The sequence below is a fragment of the Streptomyces sp. NPDC102514 genome (genome assembly GCF_055584525.1).
The window spans coordinates 89,174-115,043 of sequence record NZ_JBVJLW010000007.1 but is presented as its reverse complement, the minus strand read 5'-3'; the positions used below and the strand labels follow the sequence as shown (position 1 = coordinate 115,043).

Below are 25,870 nucleotides of genomic sequence, written 5' to 3'. Positions count from 1 at the left end.
ACCTCCCGTGAGCACCTTCAGGGCCCCCAAGGGCACGTACGACCTCATCCCGCCGGACAGCGCGAAGTACCTCGCGGTGCGCGAGGCGATCGCCGCTCCGCTGCGCAACTCCGGTTACGGCTACATCGAGACGCCCGGCTTCGAGAGCGTCGAGCTGTTCGCACGCGGGGTCGGTGAGTCCACCGACATCGTGACCAAGGAGATGTACGCCTTCGAGACCAAGGGCGGCGACCAGCTGGCGCTGCGCCCCGAGGGCACGGCGTCCGTGCTGCGGGCCGCGCTGGAGGCCAACCTCCACAAGCTCGGCAACCTCCCCGTCAAACTCTGGTACTCGGGCTCCTACTACCGCTACGAGCGCCCGCAGAAGGGCCGTTACAGGCACTTCTCCCAGGTCGGCGCGGAAGCCATCGGGGCCGAGGACCCGGCGCTCGACGCCGAGCTGATCATCCTGGCCGACCAGGCGTACCGCTCGCTCGGACTGCGCGAGTTCCGGATCCTGCTCAACTCGCTCGGCGACAAGGAGTGCCGGCCCGTCTACCGGGCCGCGCTCCAGGACTTCCTGCGGGGGCTCGACCTCGACGAGGAGACCCTGCGCCGCGCCGACATCAACCCGCTGCGCGTCCTCGACGACAAGCGGGACGACGTCCAGAAGCAGCTGGTGGGCGCCCCGCTCCTGCGGGACTACCTCTGCGACGCGTGCAAGGCGTACCACGAGGAGGTGCGCGAGCTGATCACGGCCGCGGGCGTCTCCTACGAGGACGACCCGAAGCTCGTCCGGGGGCTCGACTACTACACCCGGACGACGTTCGAGTTCGTGCACGACGGGCTCGGCTCGCAGTCCGCGGTGGGGGGTGGCGGTCGCTACGACGGCCTCTCCGAGATGATCGGCGGGCCCGCGCTGCCGTCCGTCGGGTGGGCGCTGGGCGTCGACCGTACGGTCCTCGCCCTTGAGGCCGAGGGTGTCTCGCTCCAGCTTCCCTCCGCCACGAGTGTGTTCGCGGTACCGCTCGGGGAGGAGGCCCGTCGGGTGCTCTTCGGTGTGGTGACCGAGTTGCGGCGCAACGGGGTTGCGGCGGACTTCTCTTACGGGGGTAAGGGCCTGAAGGGCGCCATGAAGAACGCGAACCGCAGTGGGGCGCGCTACACGGTCGTCGCCGGTGAGCGGGATCTCTCCGAGGGGGTCGTGCAGCTGAAGGACATGGAGTCCGGAGAACAGGTGGCGGTCGGCGTGAACGAGATCGTGGCGGAGCTTGAGTCCCGCCTGAGCTAGGACTTTTCTCGCCCCCGCCGCCCCTACCCGTCCCGTCACTGTGTCCTCAAACGCCGGACGGGCTGGAAAACCAGCCCGTCCGGCGTTTGAGGACCGGGGGTTCGGGGGCAGCGCCCCCGAGTCAGTGACGGGAACGGGTAAGGGCGGCGGGGGCGAGGAAAGGTCACTCAAGCAAGCCGAAACGCATCGCGCTAGTGACCGCCGCCGTCCGGTCGTCGACCCCCAGTTTTCCGAACGCCCGCAGCAGATGCGTCTTCACCGTCGACTCCCCGATGAACAACCGCCGCCCGATCTCGGCGTTCGTGCACCCCTCGGACACTAGCCGCAACACCGCCACCTCCCGCGCGGACAACCGCGGCCGCTCCGGCTTCGTACGCAGCTGGTCCACCAGCCGCGCGGCGACGGACGGCGCCAGGACGGTCTCCCCGCGGGCGGCGGCCCGTACCGCGTCCGCCAGCTCACCCCGTGGCAGATCCTTGAGCAGATACCCCGCGGCCCCGGCCTCGACGGCCCGCAGGATGTCCCGGTCGGTCTCGTACGTGGTGAGCACCACGATCCGGCACGGCAGCCCCGCCTCGGTCATCCGGAGGATCGAGTCGACGCCCCCGCCGCCCGGCATCCGCAGGTCCATCAGGACGATGTCCGGCCGGAGTTCCGCGGCCAGGGCCTCCGCCTGGGGCCCGCTGGAGGCGTCGGCCACGACGTCCAGATCGGGTTCGGCGCTGAGCATCGCGCGCAGCCCCTCGCGCACGACGGGATGATCGTCGGCGAGGACGATCCGGATCACGGGGTACCCCTTTCGAGCGGTGTGAGCGGTGTGAGCGGTACGGGGAGCCGGACCGTGACCGTGGTGCCCTCGCCGGGCGCGCTGCGGACCACCGTCGTCCCGCCCACCTCGGCGGCCCGCGCCCGCAGGCCCACGAGCCCGTAACCCCCGGACGGCAGCGACGGATCGAAGCCGCACCCGTCGTCGCCCACACGCACCGAGAGTTCTTCGGAGGAGTAGCTCAGCTCGATGTCGACCGCGGCCGAACTCCCCGCGTGCTTGCGGGCGTTGGACAGCGCCTCCTGGCAGCCGCGCAGGATGACGACCTCCGTCGCGGCGGGCAGCGCGCGCACGGGACCGGACACGGTCACCGACGCCTCGTGCCGTGCGGCGAGCCGGCGCAGCGCGTCGGGCAGCGACGCCCCGTCGAGGTCGGCGGGCGTACCGCCGGCGACCAGGGCCCGCGCCTCGGCGAGGTTCTGGCGTGCGGTGCCCTCCATCAGGGCCAGATGCCGGCGGGCCTTCACCACATCGGAGCGGTCCAGCTCCGCCTCGACCGCCTGCGTGAGCATCAGCAGACTCGTGAAGCCCTGCGCGAGCGTGTCGTGGATCTCCCGGGAGAGGCGCTCCCGCTCGGCCAGCGCGCCGTGCGCGGCCGAGAGCCGTGAGAGCTCGTGGCGGCTGGCGTCCAGCTCGGCGATCAGCGTGGCCCGGTCCTGGCTCTGCTCGATGACCCGGATGATCCAGGTGCCGACGGCCGCCGAGAAGACGAGGGTGACCACGGCGAACACCGAGTTGAAGAACACGGCGTGGTCGTTGGGCCACCACAGCAGCGCCCAGCCCACCACCGGCGCGAGGTTGATGACGACGACCGCGGCCAGGGCCCGGCGCAGGCACAGCGCCATGAAGCAGGGCGGGACGAGCGCGAAGGTCATCAGCCGGGTCTCGCCGACCAGGACCGCGGAGGGGAGGAACAGCGCCAGGCATCCGGCGAGGAACGCGAGGGCCCGCCGCTCGTCGGGCGGTTCGCTCCTGAGGGTCGGGCGGCCCACCAGTACGTACCAGGGGACCAGCGGGACGAGCAGGGCCGCGGCGACGACGCGGGTGTGCCACCCCGGGAAGTCCGTGCCGAGCACGAACACCAGGGTGGCCGCCCACACCACGGCGAAGTACGAGTCCCAGAGCCGGAAAGAACGGTCCCAGGTGTAGGCGCCGTCGCCGTGGTCCATGGCTGTGCCGCTCATCCGTCGCGGCGGGTTTTCCAGCGGAAGGTCAGCAGACACAGCAGCAATCCTCCGACGCACCACGCCCCGAGCACCAGCGCGATCCGCCCGAACTCCCAGCTGCCCGTCTGCTCCAGGACCTGCGCCGACTCCGGCAGGAACACCCCGCGCAGCCCCTGGCACATCCACTTCAGCGGGAACACCGCGCTGATGTTCAGCATCCAGTCCGGGATGGTGTCGATGGAGATGTAGACGCCGGAGACGAACTGCAGCACCAGGAAGGGCAGGACGACCACGGATGTGGCGCTCTTGCCGGTCTTCGGGACCGAGCTGATCGCGATGCCGAGCAGGGCGCACGCCGTCAGGCCCAGCAGGAAGATCCAGCCGAGGTGCAGCCACTTCACGGCGTCCGAGGGCAGCTCCACGCCGTAGAACGTGATGCCCACGAGGAGCAGGATCACCGTCTCCAGGAAGCCGGTGACGAGAACCAGCCAGATCTTCCCTATGAAGTACGCGGCCGGCGGCATCGGGGTCCCGCGCAGCCGGCGCAGCACCTTCTCGTCCCGCTCGATCGCGATCGAGATGCCGAGCGACTGGAAGCTGGTGGTCATGATGCCCGCGGCCATCATCGCCGGTACGTACAGCTGCGAGGCCGTGACGCCCGCGCCCGTCACGTCGTCGCTGAAGATCGAGGCGAAGAGGAAGAGGAACACGATGGGGAAGGCGAAGGTGAAGACCACCTGGTCGCGCAGCCGGAAGAACTGTTTGATCTCCAGGGCGCCCCGGTGGAATCCGAGCCGCCAGGCCGCCGGGAGCCGCTGCGTGCCGCTGTCCCGCGTACGCGCCCGTGTCGTCGTCGTGGTCATCGTGTGCCCTCCTGGCCCGTGAGCCGCAGATAGACGTCCTCCAGGGTCGGGCGGGCCACCCTCAGCCCCGGGATCTCCCCGTCGAAGCGGTGCATGAGCTCGGCGACCGTACGCGTGGGCGTGCCGGTGCGTTCGGTGCGGGGGGAGCCGTCGGACTCCGTCCACTCGACGACGGCCTCGGTGCCGAACCGGTCGCGCAGCTCCGCCGGTTCGCCCTCGGCCACGACCAGCCCGCGCGCGATCACCGCGAGCCGGTCCGCGAGCGCCTCCGCCTCCTCCAGGTAGTGCGTGGTCAGCAGGATCGTGGTGCCCTCGTCCGCGAGCCTGCGGATCAGCTCCCAGAACTGCCGCCGGGCCGCCGGGTCGAAACCGGTCGTGGGCTCGTCCAGGAGCAGCAGGTCGGGATCGCCGATCACCCCGAGCGCCACGTCGAGCCGGCGCCGCTGCCCGCCCGAGAGCGCCTTGATCCGGCTGCCCGTCTTCTGCTCAAGGCCCACCAGGCCGATGACCTCTTCCGGGTCGCGCGGCTTCGGGTAGTAGCGCGCGAAATGACGGACCGTTTCGCCCACCGTCAACTCGGGGGGCGCGGATTCGTCCTGCCAGACGATGCCGACCCGGGAACGCCACGCGCGTGTGGCGTTCACCGGATCGGTGCCGAGCACCGAGACCTCGCCCGCGTCGCGGGAACGGTTGCCCTGAAGGATCTCCACCGTGGTGCTCTTGCCCGCGCCGTTGGGTCCGAGCAGGCCGAACACCTCGCCCTGCCGGATGCCGAGATCGATGCCGTCGACGGCGGTGATGTCGCCGTACTGCTTGCGCAGCCCCCGTACGTCGACCGCGAGTTCGTTCGCGTGTGCTGTCATGCGAACGAGCGTCCCGCCGAAGCGAGCGTTCCGGGACGACCGCACGTACTTCCTTATGTCCATCGAACGGTGGACACACGCGCGTGTGCGGCACAATGACCGTGCCCGGAAGGTCCTCTCAAGCTACGGAAACGGCGTGATGAGCAAGACGACAGTCAGGGAAGGCGTCTCCACCGATCAGGGAGCCGCGGGAGTCCCACGGACCGTGGGCGGCGGGCGTTTCCTCGCCCTGCTGCTGATGGTCACGGGCGCGGCCGGGCTGCTGGCCTCCTGGGTCATCACCATCGACAAGTTCAAGCTGCTGGAGGACCCGAACTTCACGCCGGGCTGCAGCCTGAACCCGGTCGTCTCCTGCGGCAACATCATGAAGAGCGACCAGGCCTCCGTCTTCGGGTTCCCCAACCCGATGATGGGCCTCGTGGCGTACGGCATCGTGATCGCCGTCGGCGTGAGCCTGCTGGGGCGGGCGACCTACCCGCGCTGGTACTGGCTGGCCTTCAACGCGGGCACGCTGTTCGGGGTCGGGTTCGTGACCTGGCTGCAGTACCAGTCGCTGTACAACATCAACTCGCTCTGCCTGTGGTGCTGCCTCGCCTGGGTTGCGACGATCATCATGTTCTGGGCCGTGACCTCGCACAACGTCCGCAACGGCCTGCTGCCCGCGCCCGGCTGGCTGAAGGGGTTCCTCGACGAGTTCGCCTGGGTGCTGCCGGTCCTGCACATCGGGATCATCGGCATGCTGATCCTCACGCGCTGGTGGGACTTCTGGACCAGCTGACGCGACCGGCGGTGCGCCCGGCGGAACCCTTGCGGGAACCGGCGGATCCTGTGCGGGACAAGGGCCCGGCCGCGTTGTCAGTGGCGTGACATAGGGTTTTGGACGTGGAGCCCGACCTGTTTACCGCCGCAGCCGAAGAACGCCAGGAGAAGGACCCCTCGGGGAGCCCCCTGGCCGTCCGGATGCGCCCGCGCACCCTCGACGAGGTCGAGGGGCAGCAGCATCTGCTGAAGCCGGGCTCGCCCCTGCGCAGACTCGTCGGCGAGGGCGGCGGCGGCCCGGCCGGGCCCTCCTCGGTGATCCTCTGGGGCCCGCCCGGCACTGGCAAGACGACCCTGGCGTACGTGGTCTCCAAGGCGACGAACAAGCGCTTCGTGGAGCTCTCCGCGATCACCGCGGGCGTCAAGGAGGTCCGCGCGGTCATCGAGGGCGCCCGCCGGGCCACCGGGGGGTACGGCAAGGAGACCGTCCTCTTCCTCGACGAGATCCACCGCTTCAGCAAGGCCCAGCAGGACTCCCTGCTCCCGGCCGTGGAGAACCGCTGGGTGACGCTGATCGCGGCGACCACGGAGAACCCGTACTTCTCGATCATCTCCCCGCTGCTGTCCCGCTCGCTGCTCCTCACCCTCGAACCGCTCACGGACGACGACCTGCGCGGGCTGCTGCGCCGGGCGCTCACCGACGAGCGCGGCCTCAAGGGGGCCCTCACCCTCCCCGAGGAGAGCGAGGAGCACCTTCTGCGGATCGCCGGCGGTGACGCACGGCGCGCCCTCACGGCCCTGGAGGCCGCCGCCGGGGCCGCACTCGACAAGAAGGACGCCGAGATCTCCCTCCAGACCCTGGAGGAGACCGTCGACCGGGCCGCGGTGAAGTACGACCGCGACGGCGACCAGCACTACGACGTGGCCAGCGCCCTGATCAAGTCGATCAGGGGCTCGGACGTCGACGCGGCACTGCACTACCTGGCCCGGATGATCGAGGCCGGCGAGGACCCCCGCTTCATCGCCCGTCGGCTGATGATCTCCGCCAGCGAGGACATCGGCCTGGCCGATCCGAACGCCCTGCCCACGGCGGTCGCCGCCGCCCAGGCCGTCGCCATGATCGGCTTCCCCGAGGCCGCGCTCACCCTCAGCCACGCCACCATCGCCCTCGCCCTGGCCCCGAAGTCGAACGCCGCGACGACGGCGATCGGCGCCGCCATGGAGGACGTGCGCAAGGGCCACGCCGGTCCCGTGCCGATGCACCTGCGGGACGGGCACTACAAGGGCGCGGCCAAGCTCGGTCACGCGCAGGGGTACGTGTATCCGCACGACCTCCCCGAAGGCATCGCCGCCCAGCAGTACGCGCCCGAGGAATTGAAGGACCGGGAGTACTACACCCCGACCCGGCACGGTGCCGAGGCGCGCTACGCGGACGCGGTGGAGTGGACCAGGAAACACCTCGGTCGAGGGCGGTCCTGATCACCCTGTAGACTCTCCGCAGCGCTGCGTCCCGTGTCCGGCCTCCTTCAACAAGGAAGTCGGCACCACCAGAACGGGACATGCAGCCGGAGCCCCCACCCCCGGGTGAGGAACCCAGGAGCGTCGCGCACCGTCGAAGGTGTCGCGGGCAGCCCATCACCCTCTCGGAGTTCTCCGGGAACCGGTCGGTGGGCCACTCGCGTGCTGCACATGTGCCCAGCTCAGGGAGCGGCTGCCCAACAGGTCCGTGAAGGACCCGAAGGGTTTCCCTGGCTGCGGATGCGACCTCCCCTAACCACTGGTGAAGCCGTATTCACATCAGAAATCACGAGGTGTTTGGTTCATGACGAACCAGTCCCGCCCCAAGGTCAAGAAGTCGCGTGCCCTCGGCATCGCGCTGACCCCGAAGGCCGTCAAGTACTTCGAGGCCCGCCCGTACCCGCCCGGCGAGCACGGCCGTGGCCGCAAGCAGAACTCGGACTACAAGGTCCGTCTGCTGGAGAAGCAGCGTCTGCGCGCGCAGTACGACGTGTCCGAGCGTCAGCTCGTCCGCGCCTACGAGCGTGCCGCCAAGACGCAGGGCAAGACCGGTGAGGCCCTGGTCATCGAGCTGGAGCGTCGTCTCGACGCCCTGGTTCTGCGTTCGGGCATCGCCCGCACGATCTACCAGGCCCGCCAGATGGTCGTGCACGGCCACATCGAGGTCAACGGCGGCAAGGTCGACAAGCCGTCGTTCCGCGTCAAGCCCGACGACGTCGTGATGGTCCGCGAGCGCAGCCGCAGCAAGACGCTGTTCGAGGTCGCCCGTGCCGGTGGGTTCGCCCCCGACGGTGAGACCCCGCGCTACCTCCAGGTGAACCTCGGCGCCCTGGCGTTCCGCCTGGACCGCGAGCCGAACCGCAAGGAGATCCCGGTGATCTGCGACGAGCAGCTCGTCGTCGAGTACTACGCCCGCTGATCAGGCGTACACAGCACCACCGGCCTCGCGCCCGCTCGTAGAGCGTCAGCCCGTCGTCTCCCCACCCTTGCGGGTGGGCGAGGCGGCGGGTTCTCTCATGTCCGGGGGTGCAGTGATGCCACGCGGCGCGGCCGAGGCGCCGAGCGCCTCCGGCCGGGTGCGGCCCAGCGCCCGGCCCACCGCCGCCTGCCGGCCCAGCCGCGCCCCGGTCCGTACGCACTCCTCGTACCGTTCGTCGCCCAGCCGCTCACGGGCCATGGCCTCGCACTGCTCGTGCGGGGCGTTGTAGTAGGCCGAGCCGAACAGGGGCAGGCCCACCGACGGCCACATCCGGGAGGCGGAACCCTGGAGCACCGCCGCCTCGGCCGCGTCGCCCTCCGCCACGGTGATTAGCGCGAGCAGCTCCACCGTCAGGACCGTGCCGAGCAGGTCGTGGAAGGCATGGGTGATGTCCAGGCACTCCGTCAGCAGCCGTCGGGCGCCCGCCGGATCACCCTCGGCCCAGGCCGCGTACGCCAGCACGTACAGCGCGTACGCCAGCGACCAGCGCTCCCCGTGGTCCACGCAGACCCGGCGCACCTCCTCGCACAGGCGCACCGCGTCCGGCAGCTCGCCCTGGAAGGCCAGCGCCATCGCCAGCTCCACCTGCGCCATCAGGACGTTGCTGTTCAGCTCACCGATCTCGTGATATCGGTCGAGCGCCGAGCGCAGCAGGGTCTGCGCGCGGGGCATGTCGTCGGTGACCAGGGCCAGACAGCCGGTGCGGTGCTCGGCGTAGGCCAGCGCGGTCCGGTTCCCGGCGAGTTCCGCCGTCCGACGGCACTCGCCGAGCGCGGCGAACGCGGGCACGGTGTCGCCCTGGAGAATCGCCACATAGCCCAGCACCCACAGCGCCTTCAGCCGCGAACCCTCGTGCTCGGTGTCCAGGTCCAGACTGCGCTCCAGCCAGTGCCGCCCCTCCGACAGCCGCCCGCAGCCCACCCAGTAGAACCAGAGGGTCCCCGCGAGGTACTGGCCCAGATGCCCGTCGTCCGGCTCGCTCAGACAGTGCTCCAGGGCGCGGCGCAGATTCGGCAGCTCCGCCTCCACCCGCGCGGCCACCTCGTGCTGCCGGGGCGAGAACCAGTCCAGCTCGCCCCAGGTCGCCAGCCCCATGAACCAGTCCCGGTGCCGCCGCCGCAGCCGCGCCCCGTCGTCGGTGGCCTCCAGCCAGTCCGCGCCGTAGGCCCGGACCGTGTCCAGCATCCGGTAGCGCACGCCCGCAGGTGTCTCCTCGCGGGTGATCACCGACTGGGCCAGCAGCTCGTGGAGCACGTCGAGGATGTTGTCGGGGTGCAGTCCGCCGCCCCCGCACACGTACTCCACGGACTCCAGGTCGAACTGCCCGGCGAACACCGACAACCGCGCCCACATCAGCCGCTCCTGCGGCGTGCACAGTTCATGGCTCCAGCCGATCGTCGTACGCAGCGCCTGATGGCGCGGCAGCGTGTCGCGCCCCCCACCCGTGAGCAGCCGGAAACGGTCGTCGAGCCGGACCAGCAGCTGCGCGGGGGAGAGGGCCCGCAGCCGTCCCGCGGCCAGTTCCACGGCGAGCGGGACCCCGTCCAGCCGCCGGCAGATCTCGTGGACGTCCGTGCGGTTGCCGTCGTGCAGCGTGAAACCCGGTGTGCCGGCGGCGGCGCGGTCCGCGAACAGCTCGGCCGCCTCCGCCTCGGTCAGCGGCGCCAGCGGGAACACCTGCTCGCCCTCCACCGAGAGCGGCCTGCGCCCCACGGCGAGCACCCGCAGACCCGCCGCGCGCCGCAGCAGCTCACCGACCAGCGACGCGCACGCGTCGACCAGATGCTCGAACCCGTCGAGCACGAGCAGGAGGTGCCGCTGCGCAAGATGGTCGAGCAGGACCTGGCGCGGCGGCCGCGAGGTGTGATCCGTCAGCCCCAGCGCCTCCACGACCGCGTACGCGACGAGTTCCGGCTCGCGCAGCTCGGCCAGCTCCACCCGCCACACCCCGTCGTCCGGCCGGAGCCGGGCCGCCGCGCGCGCCGCCAGCCGTGACTTGCCGACCCCGCCGGGGCCCGTCACCGTCACCAGCCGCGCCGCGCCGAGCGCCGCGTCCAGTCGCGTCAGCTCGGCCGCCCGGCCCACGAACGCGTTGAGTTCCAGGGGCAGATTGCCGGCCCGGTGACCGCCCGCCCCCGCTCCGGAGGGCTGAGAACCCTGAGAAGACCGCATGGGCAACGGAGCGTACTCATCCATGAGCACTCCGTACAATCGCTTCCCGCGAGGACTGTTGCGACGGGCGGTAATCCGGTACGGAGCCGCGGCCCCGGCGCGATAGGGTCGGAGGACGACTTTTCGATGGTGAGGCACGAGTTCAGGGAGCGGGTGCGCAGTGTCCGGTGGTGAGGTGGCCGGGATCCTGGTGGCCGTCTTCTGGGCGATCCTGGTCTCCTTCCTCGCGGTGGCACTTGCGAGGCTGGCCCAGACGCTCAGGGCGACCACCAAGCTCGTCGCGGACGTGACCGAACAGACGGTCCCGCTCCTCGCGGACGCCTCCGCGGCCGTGCGCTCCGCACAGACCCAGATCGAGCGGGTCGACGCCATCGCCGCGGACGTCCAGGAGGTCACGTCGAACGCGTCGGCGCTCTCCTCGACCGTCGCCTCGACCTTCGGCGGCCCGCTGGTGAAGGTGGCGGCGTTCGGCTACGGCGTGCGCCGGGCCATGGGCGGCCGCCGCGAGGACGAGCCCGCCAAGCCCACGCGACGCACCGTGATCGTGGGCCGCACCGTCCCGTCGGCGCGACGGGGAAAGCGGAAGAAGGACTGACGCAGCGATGTTCCGCCGTACGTTCTGGTTCACCGCGGGCGCAGCCGCCGGCGTGTGGGCCACCACCAAGGTCAACCGCAAGATCAAGCAGCTGACGCCCGAGAGCCTGGCGGCACAGGCCGCGAACAAGGCGCTCGAAGCGGGTCACCGCCTCAAGGACTTCGCACTCGACGTCCGGGACGGCATGGTCCAGCGCGAGGCGGAACTGGGCGAGGCGCTCGGACTGAACGCCGACCCCGAACTGGCCTCCCCGCGCCGCCTCGCCGCCCTGGAGAGCGGCGAGGACCCGCAGCGCGGCGGGAACCCGAAGTACAGCAAGAACCCGACGTACGTCGAGAGGTCGACGTACTCGTACAACCGGAATGAGGACCACTGATGGAGTCGGCCGAGATTCGTCGCCGCTGGTTGAGCTTCTTCGAGGAGCGCGGGCACACCGTCGTCCCTTCGGCGTCGCTCATCGCGGACGACCCGACTCTGCTCCTGGTCCCGGCCGGCATGGTCCCCTTCAAGCCGTACTTCCTCGGTGAGGTCAAGCCCCCCTTCGCCCGCGCCACCAGCGTCCAGAAGTGCGTCCGTACGCCGGACATCGAAGAGGTCGGCAAGACCACCCGGCACGGCACGTTCTTCCAGATGTGCGGCAACTTCTCCTTCGGCGACTACTTCAAGGAAGGCGCCATCAAGTACGCCTGGGAGCTGCTCACCAGCCCCCAGGACAAGGGTGGTTACGGCCTGGAGCCGGAGAAGCTCTGGATCACCGTGTACCTGGAGGACGACGAGGCCGAGCGCATCTGGCACGAGGTCGTCGGCGTCCCCAAGGAGCGCATCCAGCGGCTGGGCAAGAAGGACAACTACTGGTCCATGGGCGTCCCGGGCCCCTGCGGCCCGTGTTCCGAGATCAACTACGACCGCGGCCCCGAGTTCGGCGCCGAGGGCGGCCCCGCCGTCAACGACGAGCGGTACGTGGAGATCTGGAACCTCGTCTTCATGCAGTACGAGCGCGGCGAGGGCACCTCGAAGGAGGACTTCGAGATCCTCGGCGACCTGCCGAGCCAGAACATCGACACCGGCCTCGGCCTCGAACGCCTCGCCATGATCCTGCAGGGCGTGCAGAACCTGTACGAGATCGACACCTCGATGGCCGTCATCAGGAAGGCCACCGAGCTGACCGGTGTCGAGTACGGCGCCGCCCACGGCTCCGACGTCTCCCTGCGCGTGGTCACCGACCACATGCGGACGTCCGTGATGCTCATCGGCGACGGCGTCTCCCCGGGCAACGAGGGCCGCGGCTACGTGCTGCGCCGCATCATGCGCCGCGCCATCCGCAACATGCGGCTGCTCGGCGCCACCGGCCCGGTCGTCCAGGACCTCGTCGACGTCGTCATCGACATGATGGGCCGCCAGTACCCGGAGCTGGTTTCCGACCGCAAGCGCATCGAGACCGTCGCCCTCGCCGAGGAGGCCGCCTTCCTCAAGGCGCTGAAGGGCGGCACCAACATCCTCGACACCGCCGTCACGGAGACCAAGGCCTCCGGTGGCACGGTCCTGTCCGGCGACAAGGCCTTCCTGCTCCACGACACCTGGGGCTTCCCGATCGACCTCACCCTGGAGATGGCCTCCGAACAGGGCCTGTCCGTGGACGAGGACGGCTTCCGGCGCCTGATGAAGGAGCAGCGGGAACGCGCCAAGGCCGACGCCAAGGCCAAGAAGACCGGGCACGCCGACATGGGCGCCTACCGCGAGATCGCCGACGCCGCCGGCGAGACCGACTTCATCGGCTACACCAGCACCGAGGGCGAGTCCACGGTCGTCGGCATTCTCGTCGACGGCGCGTCCTCGCCCGCCGCCACCGAGGGCGACGAGGTCGAGATCGTCCTCGACCGCACCCCCTTCTACGCCGAGGGCGGCGGCCAGATCGGAGACACCGGCCGCATCAGGATCGACACCGGTGCCGTGATCGAGGTCCGCGACTGCCAGAAGCCCGTCCCCGGGGTGTACGTCCACAAGGGCGTCGTCCAGGTCGGCGAGGTGACCGTCGGCGCCAAGGCCCAGGCCGTCATCGACGTGCGCCGCCGCACGGCCATCGCCCGTGCCCACTCGGCCACGCACCTGACCCACCAGGCCCTGCGCGACGCCCTCGGCCCGACGGCCGCCCAGGCCGGTTCCGAGAACCAGCCCGGCCGCTTCCGCTTCGACTTCGGTTCCCCGTCCGCCGTGCCCACGGCCGTGATGACGGACGTCGAGCAGAAGATCAACGAGGTGCTCACCCGCGACCTCGACGTGCACGCCGAGATCCTCAGCATCGACGAGGCCAAGAAGCAGGGCGCCATCGCCGAGTTCGGCGAGAAGTACGGCGAGCGCGTGCGCGTCGTGACCATCGGCGACTTCTCCAAGGAGCTGTGCGGCGGCACACACGTGCACAACACCGCCCAGCTGGGCCTGGTCAAGCTGCTCGGCGAGTCGTCGATCGGTTCGGGCGTACGCCGTATCGAGGCCCTGGTGGGAGTCGACGCCTACAACTTCCTCGCCCGCGAGCACACGGTCGTCGCCCAGCTCCAGGAGCTGATCAAGGGCCGTCCGGAGGAGTTGCCGGAGAAGGTCTCGGCCATGCTCGGCAAGCTGAAGGACGCCGAGAAGGAGATCGAGAAGTTCCGCGCGGAGAAGGTCCTCCAGGCCGCCGCCGGTCTCGCCGGGTCGGCCAAGGACGTCCAGGGCATCGCCCTGGTCACCGGTCAGGTCCCGGACGGCACGAGCGCCGACGACCTGCGCAAACTGGTCCTCGACGTACGTGGCCGCATCCAGGGCGGACGGGCCGTCGTGGTCGCCCTGTTCACCACCGTCAACGGCAAACCGCTGACGGTCATCGCCACCAACGAGGCCGCCCGTGAGCGTGGCCTCAAGGCCGGTGAGCTGGTGCGCACGGCCGCCAAGACCCTCGGTGGCGGCGGTGGCGGCAAGCCCGACGTGGCCCAGGGCGGCGGCCAGAACCCGGCCGCCATCGGTGAGGCCGCCGACGCCGTCGAGCGGCTTGTGGCCGAGACCGCCAAGTGAGCGACGGCGAGCGGGTCATGCGCCGCGGCCGGCGGCTCGCCATCGATGTCGGGGACGCCCGGATCGGGGTCGCCTCCTGCGACCCCGACGGGATCCTCGCCACGCCGGTGGAGACCGTGCCGGGACGTGACGTCCCGGCCGCCCACCGGCGGCTGCGGCAACTCGTCGAGGAGTACGAGCCGATCGAGGTCGTCGTCGGTCTCCCTCGCTCCCTCAAGGGGGGCGAGGGCCCGGCCGCCGTGAAGGTCCGCGCGTTCGCACAAGAACTCGCACGCGCGATCGCACCCGTGTCGGTGCGCCTCGTGGACGAGAGGATGACCACAGTGACGGCCAGTCAGGGACTGCGCGCCTCGGGCGTGAAGTCCAAGAAGGGCAGATCGGTCATCGACCAGGTCGCGGCCGTGATCATCCTCCAGCAGGCACTGGAGTCCGAACGGGTGTCAGGTACATCTCCGGGCGAGGGCGTCGAAGTGGTCATCTGATCGCGGTACGGTAACGTTCCGCGCGATGCGGTGGTGTTCGAATAGCTTCCGCACAGGAGAAGAGGCGACGGAAGCCCAGCCACCGCGCGACCACCGCCTCGCGGCTCTAGGGGATCGATGACTGAGTATGGCCGGGGCCCAGGCTCCGAACCGTGGCATCCCGAGGACCCGTTGTACGGGGACGGCGGATGGGGAGGACAGGAGGCCCACGCGGCCCAGTCCCCCTACGGCGGCCAGCCGCAGCACTATCCGGAGCAGCCGCAGCAGCCGCAGTACGGCGACTGGGGCACGGGTCAGCAGGCCGACTACGACCAGGCGCAGCAGCAGTACGCCCAGGGACAGCAGCAGCACTACGTCCAGGGGCAGCAGCAGTACGACGGTCAGTCTCCGCAGCAGTACAACGGCCAGGGTGGGCAGGACTACCACAACCAGGGTGGCGGGCAGTACGACCCGAACGGTCAGCAGTACGACCAGAACGGCCAGCCGTACAACGGCGGCGGCTGGGACGCGGGCCAGCAGTACCAGCAGCAGCAACAGGTTCCGTACGGCGGTGACCCGAACGATCCCTACGGCGGCCAGGCCGTGGCGTACAACGGCCAGCAGCCCGACTACTACGGGACCCCCGACGCCTATCCGCCGCCGGAGCCGCCGAGCCGCCGCCGCGCCGAACCGGAACCCCAGGCGGAACCGGAACCGGAATCCAAGCGCACCGACTGGGACCCGGGTCCGGACCAGGGCGAGCACGCGTTCTTCGCGGGCGGTGACGACGACGAGGACGACTCCGACGACGACCCGCAGAACCGGCGGCGCGGCAAAGGCGGTAAGGGCGGCAAAGGCGGTAAGGGGAGCAAGGGCAAAGGCGAGAAGAAGAGCAAGAACGGCTGCGCCTGCCTGGTGGTCTCCCTCGTCCTCCTCTCGGTGGGCGGTGGCATCACCTATTTCGGCTACCAGTTCTATCAGAGTCGTTTCGGTTCGGCCCCCGATTACGCGGGAGAGGGAACCGGCGGTCAGGTGACCGTCGTGATTCCCAAGGGCGCCTTCGGATCGGTGATCGGCCAGAAACTGAAGGCGGCCGGAGTCGTCAAGAGCGTGGACGCCTTCGTGGCGGCCCAGGCGCAGAACGAGAACGGCGACAAGATCCAGGCGGGTTCCTATCTGCTGAAGAAGCAGATGTCCGCAGAAAGCGCTGTCGCGCTGATGCTCGATCCCAAGAGCCAGAACAATCTGGTCGTCAGGGAAGGGCAGCGCAACGTCACGGTGTACGAGGCGATCGACAAGCAGCTCGATCTCTCCAAGGGAACCACCGCCGAGATCGCCAAGAAGAAGTACAAGAGCCTCGGGCTGCCGGACTGGGCGAACGACGACAGCGACATCAAGGACCCGCTGGAAGGATTCCTCTATCCGGCGACCTACCCCGCCGACAAGAACATGAAGCCCGAGACCGTCCTGAAGGACATGGTCGCGCAGGCCAACAAGGAGTACGCCAAGTACGACCTGGAGGCGAAGGCCAAGGACCTCGGCCTTGAGGACCCGCTCCAGGTCGTCACGGTCGCGAGCCTCGTCCAGGCCGAGGGCATCACGCACGACGACTTCAAGAAGATGGCGTCCGTCGTCTACAACCGGCTGAAGCCGACGAACGACGTCACCAACCAGAAGCTCGAATTCGACTCGACGTACAACTACCTCAAGGGTCAGAGCAAGATCGATATCTCGGTCGCCGAGATCCGGAACTACGACGACCCGTACAACACGTACTTCTACAAGGGTCTTCCGCCCGGGCCGATCGGGAATCCCGGTGACGAGGCGCTGCGGGCGGCGCTTGAGCCCGACGGCGGTGCGTGGATGTTCTTCATCTCCATCGACGGCAAGAAGACGGACTTCACCAAGACCCTGGCCGAGCACGAGAAGTTGGTTCAGAAATTCAATGAGCGGCGCAACAAGGACTGACGGGGGCCGGCGGCGTAGAGCCGCCGTTCTCGGTTCCCCGATCGGCCATTCCCTTTCCCCGGTGCTGCACCGTGCCGCGTACGGGGAACTGGGTCTGCACGACTGGTCGTACGACCGCTTCGAGATCGACGAGGCGGCGCTGCCCGGATTCATCGGGAAACTCGGTCCCGAATGGGCCGGACTCTCGCTGACGATGCCGCTCAAGCGGGCGATCATTCCGCTGCTGGACGAGATCAGTGGGACGGCGGCCTCCGTCGAGGCCGTGAACACGGTGGTGTGCACCGAGGACGGCCGCCGCGTCGGCGACAACACCGACATCCCCGGGATCGTCGCCGCACTGCGCGAGCGGGGCATCGAACAAGTGGAATCCGCGGCGATCCTCGGCGCGGGCGCCACCGCCTCCTCCGCGCTGGCCGCGCTCGCCCGTGTCTGCATGGGCGAGGTCGTCGCGTACGTCCGCAGCGAGGCGCGTGCCGCCGAGATGCGGCAGTGGGGCGAGCGGCTCGACATCGAGGTGCGTACCGCCCACTGGTCGGACGCCGAGCAGGCGCTGCGCGCGCCCCTGGTGATCGCCACCACCCCGGCGGGCACCACCGACGCCCTCGCCCCGTCCGTCCCCGAACGGCCCGCCACCCTCTTCGACGTCCTGTACGACCCCTGGCCGACCGACCTCGCGGCCCGCTGGTCCGCCTACGGGGGCGCCGTCGTCAGCGGGCTCGACCTGCTTGTACACCAGGCGGTGCTGCAGGTCGAGCAGATGACGGGCCTGGCTCCCGCCCCGGTCGACGCCATGCGGACGGCGGGGGAGAAGTCGCTCGCGGCCCGCCAGGACGGCCGCTAGGATCCGGCTTCCGATTCCGCGGGGGCGGGGTCGGGGGTACCGGAAAATCGGGGGACGGATCCATGTATGTGACAGAGGCTTCCTGGAAGTCAGAGGTGTTCCAGTCCGTGGTGGGCTTCCTGCCGGACTGGGCACAGGGCACCGCGCTGGGGGTCTTCGTGCTCGCCGTCGTGACGCCCTGGGCCCTCAAGACGAAGCGCAAGCTCGCCTACCACCGGGCGGTGCGCGCCGGGCGGCCCATCCCCGAGTCGGCGCGGTTCGCACAGGGCCGCGGCGCCGACCACCTGGGCTCGTACGCCCCACCGCCCCGGCGGGACGACCCCGCGGCGTGACGCGTACCGGCACCACGGCGTGAGCGGGGCGCGTCCGCCAGATGGACCTGGGGCCGGGCGCAGGGCGCGGACGTGGGAGGATCGGAGGCGGCGGGCCAGGGCCGCGCACCCGGTCGCGCCGTCGCCGTACGCGAGGACGCGTGTACGCAGGAGCAGTACGCAGTACCAGGGCGCGAGCATGAGGAGCACCGTTGAGCAGGTTGCGCTGGCTGACCGCCGGGGAGTCCCACGGTCCGGCACTTGTGGCGACGCTGGAGGGTCTTCCCGCCGGCGTGCCGATCACCACGGAGATGGTGGCGGACCACCTGGCCCGGCGGCGCCTGGGCTATGGGCGCGGCGCGCGGATGAAGTTCGAGCGCGACGAGGTCACCTTCCTGGGCGGTGTCCGGCACGGACTCACCCTCGGCTCGCCGGTCGCCGTGATGGTCGGCAACACCGAGTGGCCCAAGTGGGAACAGGTCATGGCGGCCGACCCCGTCGACCCGCAGATCCTCGCCGAGCTGGCCCGCAACGCCCCGCTGACCCGGCCGAGGCCCGGCCACGCCGACCTCGCCGGTATGCAGAAGTACGGCTTCGACGAGGCACGGCCGATCCTGGAGCGGGCCTCCGCACGGGAGACCGCGGCGCGGGTGGCCCTGGGCGCGGTGGCGCGTTCGTACCTCAAGGAGACCGCGGGCATCGAGGTCGTCTCGCACGTCGTGGAACTGGCGGCGGCGAAGGCCCCGTACGGCGTGTACCCGACCCCCAACGACGTCGAGAAGCTGGACGCGGACCCGGTGCGCTGCCTGGACGCGGACGCCTCGAAGGCGATGGTCGCCGAGATCGACCAGGCCCACAAGGACGGCGACACGCTCGGCGGCGTCGTCGAGGTGCTGGCGTACGGGGTGCCGGTGGGCCTCGGTTCGCACGTGCACTGGGACCGGCGCCTCGACGCCCGGCTGGCGGCGGCGCTGATGGGCATCCAGGCGATCAAGGGCGTGGAGGTCGGGGACGGCTTCGACCTCGCGCGTGTGCCCGGTTCCAAGGCGCACGACGAGATCGTCCAGACCGACGAGGGCATCCGGCGCACCTCGGGCCGCTCCGGCGGTACCGAGGGCGGGCTGACCACGGGTGAACTGCTGCGCGTACGGGCGGCGATGAAGCCCATCGCCACGGTGCCGCGGGCCCTGGCGACCATCGACGTGGTGACCGGCGAGGCCACCAAGGCGCACCACCAGCGCTCGGACGTGTGCGCGGTGCCCGCGGCCGGGATCGTCGCCGAGGCGATGGTCGCGCTGGTCCTGGCGGACGCGGTGGCGGAGAAGTTCGGCGGCGACAGCGTGCCGGAGACCCGGCGCAACGTGCAGTCGTACCTGAAGAACCTGGTCGTGCGGTGACCGGTCCCAGGATCGTGCTGGTCGGCCCCATGGGCGTCGGCAAGTCCACGGTCGGAGCGCTGCTCGCGGAGCGGCTCGGCTGCCGCTTCCGGGACACGGACGAGGACATCGTGGCCGAGCAGGGCCGCACCATCGCGGACATCTTCGTGGAGGAGGGCGAATCGGCCTTCCGCGCCCTGGAGAAGCAGGCCGTGAAGCGGGCGCTCGCCGGACACGAGGGCGTACTGGCCCTGGGCGGCGGTTCCATCCTCGACGAGGACACCCGGGCGCTGCTCGCAGGACAGCCCGTCGTGTACCTCTCCATGGACGTCGAGGAGGCCGTGCAGCGCACCGGCCTGAACGCGGCCAGGCCGCTGCTCGCGGTCAACCCGCGCCGGCAGTGGCGCGAACTCATGGACGCCCGCCGCCCGTTGTACGCGGGGGTCGCGAGCGCCGTGGTGGCCACCGACGGCCGTACCCCCGAAGAGGTCACCCGAGCGGTCCTCGACGCACTGGAGTTGAAGGAAGCATGAACGAGGCAGTGACGCGGATCCACGTCGGCGGTACGGCGGGCAGCGAGCCGTACGAGGTCCTGGTCGGCCGCCAACTCCTCGGTGAGCTGGGTCAGTTGGTGGGGGAGAGGGCCAAGCGGGTTGCTGTCATCCACCCCGAGGCGCTCGCCGAGACCGGTGAGGCGCTCCGCGCGGACCTCGCCGAGCAGGGCTTCGAGGCCGTCGCCATCCAGGTGCCCAACGCGGAGGAGGCCAAGACCGCAGAGGTCGCCGCGTACTGCTGGAAGGCGCTCGGACAGTCCGGCTTCACCCGCACCGACGTGATCATCGGCGTCGGCGGCGGGTCCACCACCGACCTGGCGGGCTTCGTCGCGGCGACCTGGCTGCGCGGGGTGCGCTGGATCGCCATCCCCACCACCGTGCTGGCCATGGTGGACGCGGCGGTCGGCGGCAAGACCGGCATCAACACCGCCGAGGGCAAGAACCTCGTCGGCGCCTTCCACCCGCCCGTCGGCGTGCTGTGCGACCTCGCCGCGCTCGAATCCCTGCCGGTCCACGACTTCGTGTCCGGGCTCGCCGAGATCATCAAGGCCGGCTTCATCGCCGACCCGGAGATCCTCGCCCTCATCGAGGCCGACCCGCAGGGCGCCCGCACGCCCGCCGGGCCGCACACCGCCGAGCTGATCGAGCGCTCCATCCGGGTCAAGGCCGAGGTCGTCTCGTCCGACCTCAGGGAGTCCGGGCTGCGCGAGATCCTCAACTACGGGCACACCCTCGCCCACGCCATCGAGAAGAACGAGCGCTACGAGTGGCGGCACGGCGCCGCGGTCTCGGTCGGCATGCACTTCGCCGCCGAACTGGGCCGTCTCGCGGGCCGCCTCGACGACGTGACCGCGGACCGGCACCGCACGATCCTGGAATCCGTCGGGCTGCCGCTGACCTACCGCTACGACCAGTGGCCCAAGCTCCTGGAGAACATGAAGGTCGACAAGAAGTCCCGCGGCGACCTCCTGCGCTTCATCGTCCTCGACGGACTGGCCAAGCCGACCGTCCTGGAGGGCCCCGACCCGGCGGTCCTCCTCGCCGCGTACGGCGAAGTGGGCGTATAGCTCCCCCGGGGCGGCACTTGCACCGATTCGCCTGTGCGGACGGGCACTTCGGGCCGTTCCCGGCCGTTCACCAAACGGCGGCCGGGGACGGTACCGTTCGGTAGGCGAGCGGGGCAGGTGCCCCGCTGCCAGCGCCCATTGCCTGTACGAGACGGAGTGGCACCGGATGCAGCACGCAGTGGGGTCTCCGCTGCCGCCGCCCCATCAGCCGGGGCACGGACCGGCCGCCGGCTGGTCGGGGGCCGCACCACACCCGGGACCGCACCACCCCGGTCCGCACGCCGGTGTCCCCGCGGGTCCGCCGCCGGGCTTCGCCGGGGCGCAGGCGGGGCCCGCGGCCCCGCACCCGCCGGGCCTTCCCCACCCGCAGGGCCCTCCGCATCCGCCGGGACACCCGCCCGCGCCGCAGCACGCGGTCCCGCACCACGCTCCCGTACCGCCCACGCCGGACACCACGGGCCACGTCCAGCTGCCGCCGGGCGGTCCCGTGCCGATGCCGAGCGCGCCGCCCGCGACCGGTGTCCCCGACCCGACGTCCACGACGCTCGCGGTGCTGCTCATCGGGCCCGCGGGCGCGGGCAAGACCAGCGTCGCCAAGTACTGGGCGGACCACCGCAGGGTGCCCACGGCGCACATCAGCCTGGACGACGTCCGCGAGTGGGTGCGCTCGGGCTTCGCCGACCCGCAGTCGGGGTGGAACGACATGTCGGAGGCGCAGTACCGGCTCGCCCGCCGCACCTGTGGCTTCTCGGCCCGCAACTTCCTGGCCAACAACATCTCGTGCATCCTCGACGACGCGGTCTTCCCCGACCGGCCCGTGGTGGGCCTCGGCGGGTGGAAAAGGCACGTCGGGCCCGGGCTGCTCCCCGTCGTCCTCCTGCCGGGCCTGGAGATAGTCCTGGAGCGCAACGCGGAACGCTCCGGGAACCGCCGCCTCACCGACGAGGAGGTGGCCCGTATCCACGGCCGGATGGCCGGCTGGTACGGCTCGGGCCTCCCCATCATCGACAACTCCCAACTGGACGTCCCCCAAACGGCCCGAGTCCTGGACGAGGTCCTCTCCCGCTCGATCGCAAGCCCACCCCAGTGGTGACCTGGGCCCCCTGAAGGGGCGCGGGGAACGGCGCATTTTTCAGGGGCGCGGAGAACGGCGCATTTTTAGGGGCGCGGGGAACTGCGCGGCAAGCCCCCACGGCCCCGCACCCGGCACACAACCTCCAGCCCCACCCCCTACTCCGCAAGGCCCCGCCCACCTGGCCCCCTCAAACCGGCACAATCCGAGCGAAGCTCCTACGCTCGGAACATGCCAGAGGTGTACGAGACCCGCCGAGCCCGCCTACGTGAACGCTGCAACGCAAGCGGCAGCGCCTCCGCGCTGGTCACCCGCCCGGCCAACGTCCGCTACCTCACAGGCGTGGCCCCGCCCGGCGCGGTCCTCCTGCTGGGCAGGACCGAGGACCTGCTCGTGCACGGCACCGCACCCGGCACCGCCGCCGCGGACGGCCGCCCGGACGAGGCCCTGCGGATCCACGCGCTGCCGAGCCCCGGCGGCGACCCCGCCGTCGCCGCCGCGGACCTCGCCGTGGCCCAGGGCGCCGACTCCCTCGCCGTCGAGGAGCACCACCTCACCGTGAGCCGCCACCGGGCGATCGGTTCCGTGGCGCCCGCCCTGCGCCTCGCGGACGTCGGCGGAGCCGTCGAACAGCTGCGGGTGATCAAGGACGAGGAGGAGATCTCCTGTCTGCGCATCGGCGCGGAGATCGCCGACCAGGCCCTGGGTGAACTCCTGGAGTCGATCCTCGTCGGCCGCACCGAACGGCACCTGGCGCTGGAACTGGAACGCCGCCTCGTCGACCACGGCGCCGACGGACCCGCTTTCAGGACGTCGGTGGGCACGGGCCCGCACTCCGGGCGGCGCGGGCACCGGCCGACCGACCGCCGGGTCGAGGAGGGGGATTTCCTCTCCGTCTGCCTCGGGGCGACCTACCACGGATACCGCTGCGAGATCGGCCGCACGTTCGTCATCGGCACCTCTCCCGCGGACTGGCAGATCGAGCTGTACGACCTCGTCTTCGCATCCCAGAGGGCCGGCCGCGAGGCCCTGGTGCCCGGCGCCGCCTACCGTGACGTGGACCGCGCGGCCCGCCAGGTTCTGGACTCCGCGGGGCACACGGAGGGCCTTCCGGAGTCGACCGGACACGGTGTGGGGCTCGAAATCGACGAGGAGCCGCAGTTGGCCCCCGAAGCCATGGGTAAACTGGACGCTTGCGTGCCGGTCACCGTCGAACCGGGGGTCCACCTTCCGGGCCGGGGCGGTGTCAGGATCGATGACACGCTCGTCGTGCGCCCTGAGGCGGACGGCGGACCCGAGCTACTCACCATCACGACCAAGGAACTGCTCGCGCTCTAGTCTCGCAAGCCGCACAAGCCTCGACCGTATCGAGTGCTTCGACCGCTTCGAGCCGTGCGCGTGTTACCTGGGTCGTCCACGTCAGTCCAGGAGATTCCGCAACCGTGGCTTCCACGAACGACCTCAAGAACGGCCTGGTGCTCAAGCTCGACGGGGGCCAGCTCTGGTCCGTCGTCGAGTTCCAGCACGTCAAGCCCGGCAAGGGCCCCGCCTTCGTGCGCACCAAGCTGAAGAACGTGCTTTCCGGCAAGGTCGTCGACAAGACGTTCAACGCCGGCGTCAAGGTCGAGACGGCCACTGTCGACAAGCGCGACATGCAGTTCTCGTACATGGACGGCGAGTACTTCGTCTTCATGGACATGCAGACCTACGACCAGCTCATGGTCGACCGCAAGGCCGTCGGCGACGCCGCCAACTTCCTGATCGAGGGCTTCACCGCCACCGTGGCGCAGCACGAGGGCGAGGTGCTCTTCGTCGAGCTGCCGGCCGCCGTCGAGCTCGTGGTCGCGGAGACCGAGCCGGGCGTGCAGGGCGACCGTTCCACCGGCGGCACCAAGCCCGCCACCCTGGAGACCGGTCACCAGATCAACGTCCCGCTCTTCATCACCACCGGTGAGAAGATCAAGGTCGACACCCGCACGAGCGACTACCTCGGCCGGGTGAACAGCTAACCGTGGCTGCCCGCAATACGGCCCGCAAGCGCGCCTTCCAGATCCTCTTCGAGGGTGACCAGCGAGACGTCGACGTCCAGACGGTCCTCGCGGACTGGATCAGGCACTCCAGGACCGACACCAGGCAGCCGCCCGTGAGCGAGTTCACGATGGTCCTGGTCGAGGGCTACGCGGACCACGCGCGCCGCATCGACGAGCTGATCTCGCAGTACGCCGTCGACTGGACGCTCGACAGGATGCCGGTCGTCGACCGCAACATCCTGCGTCTCGGCGCGTACGAACTGATCTGGGTGGACGAGACCCCGGACGCGGTCGTGCTCGACGAGGCGGTGCAGTTGGCCAAGGAGTTCTCCACGGACGACTCGCCCGCGTTCGTGAACGGGCTGCTGGGCCGGTTCAAGGAACTCAAGTCCTCCTTGCGCCGGGACGAGTCCTGAACGATCCGCTCCGCACGGTTCGATGTGATGTGCGGGCCGGTGGGGGCTGATCGCGCCCACGTGGCGGAGCCGCCGAGTGTCATGGCCCCGCGCCCCTTGGTACGCCGGAGGGCCCGCAGCATCACGCTGCGGGCCCTCCGGCGTTTCCCTGTACGGCCGAAGCCTCCCAGGGCCGCAGAAAGCCGCCGGGGTGGCCGGAACCCACTGGTTCCGGCCACCCCGGCGGCACGTTTCTTCTCAGTGCTGGTGGCGGTCAGCCCTCGTCGTGGGAGACCGCGCGGCGCGCGTCCGCGTCCAGGACGCCCCAGCTGATCAGCTGCTCGGTGAGGACCGAGGGCGACTGGTCGTAGATGACGGCGAGCGTGCGCAGGTCGTCCTGGCGGATCGACAGCACCTTGCCGTTGTAGTCGCCGCGCTGGGACTGGATCGTCGCCGCGTAGCGCTGCAGGGGGCCCGCCTTCTCGGCCGGTACGTGGGCCAGTCGCTCCAGGTCGAGGACCAGCTTCGGCGGCGGCTCGGCGGCCCCGCCCGGCGTGGTGCCCGGCAGCAGCTCCTGCACGGGGACGCCGTAGAAGTCCGCCAGCTCGGCAAGACGCTGCACGGTCACGGCGCGGTCGCCGCGCTCGTACGAACCGACCACGACCGCCTTCCAGCGGCCCTGGGACTTCTCCTCGACGCCGTGGAGGGAAAGGCCCTGCTGGGTACGGATGGCGCGGAGCTTGGCCCCGAGCTGTTTGGCGTATTCGCTGGACATATAGCTCCCCGGACACTGTGTCGACGTGCGGCTCGGCCGCGCGGCTGGTGACTCACTGTGAGGTTACGCAGCGTGACTCTGGCTCGTCAAGCCGAATGGTCCGGACCGGTCTCCCCGGGGAAGCGGAGCACGGCCGGGACGAGGGGGGTGATCAGGGGCATTGCCGGGCTGGTACCGTTGATGGCGCAATTCCGACGTCCTTTAATGATCCGTCCCGAGAGGCGGAGAAGGAGGTCCGTTTCGTATGGACACCGAACAGCAGAAGCAGCAGTACGCGTCCGATGCGCGGCCCGTTCTCGAGGCCCCCGACATCGCACGGGTCCTGACCCGTATCGCCCACGAGATCGTCGAGCGCGCCAAGGGCGCCGAGGACGTGGTGCTCCTGGGCATTCCGACCCGGGGCGTGCACCTGGCGCAGCGGCTCGCCGTCAAGCTCCAGGAGATCACCGACCGCCGTATCCCGGTCGGCTCCCTCGACATCACCATGTACCGCGACGACCTGCGCATGCACCCGCCGCGAGCACTGGCCCGCACCGACATCCCCAGTGACGGCATCGACGGCAGACTCGTCGTCCTCGTCGACGACGTGCTCTTCTCCGGCCGCACCATCCGCGCCGCCCTCGACGCGCTGAACGACATCGGCCGCCCGCGTGCCGTGCAGCTCGCGGTCCTCGTCGACCGCGGCCACCGCGAACTCCCGATCCGCGCCGACTACGTCGGCAAGAACCTCCCCACGTCGTTGCGGGAGACGGTCAAGGTCCAGCTCGCCGAGGAGGACGGTCGGGACACCGTGCTGCTCGGTGTGAAGCAGACCTCCCAGGGCGGGCAGCCGTAGTTCTGCGGCGTACGGCCGTCGCCGTGCGCCGGGCCCACGCGCGCCCCTGCCCGTCCCGGTCGTGCCCACCGGCACCTCCGGACGCCCGCTTCCCGACCTGAACCGCCTTGTGCCTTCTGCCTTACG

The 25,870-nt window shown here is 70.4% G+C and carries 25 protein-coding genes; 19 read left to right on the top strand and 6 right to left on the bottom strand.

What is annotated here, in order from left to right; genetic code table 11:
* Positions 1-7: 7 nt before the first annotated feature.
* A complete protein-coding gene (hisS, locus tag ACZ60E_RS19420; protein WP_384810155.1) occupies positions 8-1,270 on the top strand; it encodes a histidine--tRNA ligase in 1,263 nt (420 codons plus the stop codon).
* Between the two features lie 163 nt (positions 1,271-1,433).
* Here hisS and ACZ60E_RS19415 read toward each other — a convergent pair whose 3' ends face one another.
* Genes ACZ60E_RS19415 through ACZ60E_RS19400 form a run of 4 tightly spaced genes read right to left on the bottom strand, consistent with a single transcriptional unit; the run spans position 1,434 to position 4,988 of the window.
* On the bottom strand, positions 1,434-2,057 hold the full coding sequence (locus ACZ60E_RS19415; protein ID WP_384815392.1) for a response regulator: 624 nt from the start codon (positions 2,055-2,057) through the stop codon (positions 1,434-1,436).
* Positions 2,054-3,265, bottom strand: coding sequence for a sensor histidine kinase (locus ACZ60E_RS19410; protein ID WP_469442272.1), 1,212 nt, complete (start codon positions 3,263-3,265; stop codon positions 2,054-2,056). Before ACZ60E_RS19410 ends, ACZ60E_RS19415 begins: the two co-directional genes overlap by 4 nt.
* A gap of 11 nt (positions 3,266-3,276) precedes the next feature.
* Positions 3,277-4,125, bottom strand: coding sequence for an ABC transporter permease (locus tag ACZ60E_RS19405; RefSeq protein ID WP_469441924.1), 849 nt, complete (start codon positions 4,123-4,125; stop codon positions 3,277-3,279).
* Positions 4,122-4,988: an ABC transporter ATP-binding protein gene (locus ACZ60E_RS19400; protein ID WP_384815385.1), complete on the bottom strand. Its 867-nt coding sequence runs from the start codon at positions 4,986-4,988 to the stop codon at positions 4,122-4,124. The genes ACZ60E_RS19405 and ACZ60E_RS19400 overlap by 4 nt, the downstream gene beginning before the upstream one ends.
* Before the next feature lie 139 nt (positions 4,989-5,127).
* Here ACZ60E_RS19400 and ACZ60E_RS19395 point away from each other — a divergent pair, with 139 nt between their 5' ends.
* From ACZ60E_RS19395 to rpsD, 3 genes are all read left to right on the top strand, one after another.
* Positions 5,128-5,766: a vitamin K epoxide reductase family protein gene (locus ACZ60E_RS19395; RefSeq protein WP_469441921.1), complete on the top strand. Its 639-nt coding sequence runs from the start codon at positions 5,128-5,130 to the stop codon at positions 5,764-5,766.
* A gap of 104 nt (positions 5,767-5,870) precedes the next feature.
* Positions 5,871-7,226: a replication-associated recombination protein A gene (locus ACZ60E_RS19390; protein ID WP_384815380.1), complete on the top strand. Its 1,356-nt coding sequence runs from the start codon at positions 5,871-5,873 to the stop codon at positions 7,224-7,226.
* 343 nt (positions 7,227-7,569) lie between these two features.
* Positions 7,570-8,184, top strand: a complete 615-nt coding sequence (rpsD, locus tag ACZ60E_RS19385) for a 30S ribosomal protein S4 (protein ID WP_107019683.1) — start codon at positions 7,570-7,572, stop codon at positions 8,182-8,184.
* A gap of 45 nt (positions 8,185-8,229) precedes the next feature.
* On the opposite strand, the gene ACZ60E_RS19380 is transcribed toward rpsD, so the two are convergent.
* Positions 8,230-10,416, bottom strand: coding sequence for an ATP-binding protein (locus tag ACZ60E_RS19380; protein ID WP_469441919.1), 2,187 nt, complete (start codon positions 10,414-10,416; stop codon positions 8,230-8,232).
* A gap of 160 nt (positions 10,417-10,576) precedes the next feature.
* On the opposite strand from ACZ60E_RS19380, the gene ACZ60E_RS19375 reads away from it, so the two are divergent.
* From ACZ60E_RS19375 to nusB, 14 genes are all read left to right on the top strand, one after another.
* The gene (locus tag ACZ60E_RS19375; protein ID WP_107019681.1) at positions 10,577-11,011 is read left to right on the top strand and encodes a DUF948 domain-containing protein; all 435 of its coding nucleotides are present in this window, start codon (positions 10,577-10,579) and stop codon (positions 11,009-11,011) included.
* A gap of 7 nt (positions 11,012-11,018) precedes the next feature.
* Entirely contained in the window at positions 11,019-11,387 is a 369-nt protein-coding gene (locus ACZ60E_RS19370; RefSeq protein WP_469441917.1) for a DUF6167 family protein, read from the top strand.
* A complete protein-coding gene (gene alaS / locus ACZ60E_RS19365) occupies positions 11,387-14,059 on the top strand; it encodes an alanine--tRNA ligase (protein ID WP_385838371.1) in 2,673 nt (890 codons plus the stop codon). The genes ACZ60E_RS19370 and alaS overlap by 1 nt, the downstream gene beginning before the upstream one ends.
* 17 nt (positions 14,060-14,076) lie before the next feature.
* On the top strand, positions 14,077-14,541 hold the full coding sequence (ruvX, locus tag ACZ60E_RS19360) for a Holliday junction resolvase RuvX (protein ID WP_107019871.1): 465 nt from the start codon (positions 14,077-14,079) through the stop codon (positions 14,539-14,541).
* Between the two features lie 117 nt (positions 14,542-14,658).
* On the top strand, positions 14,659-16,488 hold the full coding sequence (gene mltG / locus ACZ60E_RS19355; RefSeq protein ID WP_469441915.1) for an endolytic transglycosylase MltG: 1,830 nt from the start codon (positions 14,659-14,661) through the stop codon (positions 16,486-16,488).
* A complete protein-coding gene (locus ACZ60E_RS19350; protein ID WP_469441913.1) occupies positions 16,466-17,329 on the top strand; it encodes a shikimate dehydrogenase in 864 nt (287 codons plus the stop codon). The genes mltG and ACZ60E_RS19350 overlap by 23 nt, the downstream gene beginning before the upstream one ends.
* A 62-nt stretch (positions 17,330-17,391) precedes the next feature.
* The gene (locus ACZ60E_RS19345) at positions 17,392-17,661 is read left to right on the top strand and encodes a hypothetical protein (protein ID WP_469441911.1); all 270 of its coding nucleotides are present in this window, start codon (positions 17,392-17,394) and stop codon (positions 17,659-17,661) included.
* A 191-nt stretch (positions 17,662-17,852) separates the two neighbouring features.
* Positions 17,853-19,037 carry a chorismate synthase gene (gene aroC, locus ACZ60E_RS19340; RefSeq protein WP_398288812.1) on the top strand — a complete coding sequence of 395 codons (1,185 nt, stop codon included), beginning with the start codon at positions 17,853-17,855 and terminating at the stop codon, positions 19,035-19,037.
* On the top strand, positions 19,034-19,549 hold the full coding sequence (locus ACZ60E_RS19335) for a shikimate kinase (protein ID WP_453795790.1): 516 nt from the start codon (positions 19,034-19,036) through the stop codon (positions 19,547-19,549). Before aroC ends, ACZ60E_RS19335 begins: the two co-directional genes overlap by 4 nt.
* Positions 19,546-20,637, top strand: a complete 1,092-nt coding sequence (gene aroB / locus ACZ60E_RS19330; protein ID WP_469441909.1) for a 3-dehydroquinate synthase — start codon at positions 19,546-19,548, stop codon at positions 20,635-20,637. The genes ACZ60E_RS19335 and aroB overlap by 4 nt, the downstream gene beginning before the upstream one ends.
* A 166-nt stretch (positions 20,638-20,803) precedes the next feature.
* Positions 20,804-21,730, top strand: a complete 927-nt coding sequence (locus ACZ60E_RS19325; protein ID WP_469441908.1) for a Pro-rich N-terminal domain-containing protein — start codon at positions 20,804-20,806, stop codon at positions 21,728-21,730.
* A gap of 210 nt (positions 21,731-21,940) precedes the next feature.
* Complete coding sequence (locus tag ACZ60E_RS19320) at positions 21,941-23,047, top strand: aminopeptidase P family protein (RefSeq protein WP_469441906.1); 1,107 nt, start codon at positions 21,941-21,943, stop codon at positions 23,045-23,047.
* A gap of 104 nt (positions 23,048-23,151) precedes the next feature.
* Positions 23,152-23,718: an elongation factor P gene (gene efp / locus ACZ60E_RS19315; protein WP_384815359.1), complete on the top strand. Its 567-nt coding sequence runs from the start codon at positions 23,152-23,154 to the stop codon at positions 23,716-23,718.
* A gap of 2 nt (positions 23,719-23,720) precedes the next feature.
* Complete coding sequence (nusB, locus tag ACZ60E_RS19310; RefSeq protein ID WP_384815356.1) at positions 23,721-24,155, top strand: transcription antitermination factor NusB; 435 nt, start codon at positions 23,721-23,723, stop codon at positions 24,153-24,155.
* A gap of 253 nt (positions 24,156-24,408) precedes the next feature.
* Here the strand turns inward: nusB and bldD are convergent, their stop codons facing one another.
* Positions 24,409-24,909: a transcriptional regulator BldD gene (bldD, locus tag ACZ60E_RS19305; RefSeq protein ID WP_067366005.1), complete on the bottom strand. Its 501-nt coding sequence runs from the start codon at positions 24,907-24,909 to the stop codon at positions 24,409-24,411.
* 244 nt (positions 24,910-25,153) lie between these two features.
* Between bldD and pyrR the strand changes: the two genes are divergently transcribed.
* Positions 25,154-25,744, top strand: a complete 591-nt coding sequence (gene pyrR, locus ACZ60E_RS19300; protein WP_210891820.1) for a bifunctional pyr operon transcriptional regulator/uracil phosphoribosyltransferase PyrR — start codon at positions 25,154-25,156, stop codon at positions 25,742-25,744.
* Positions 25,745-25,870 lie beyond the last annotated feature (126 nt).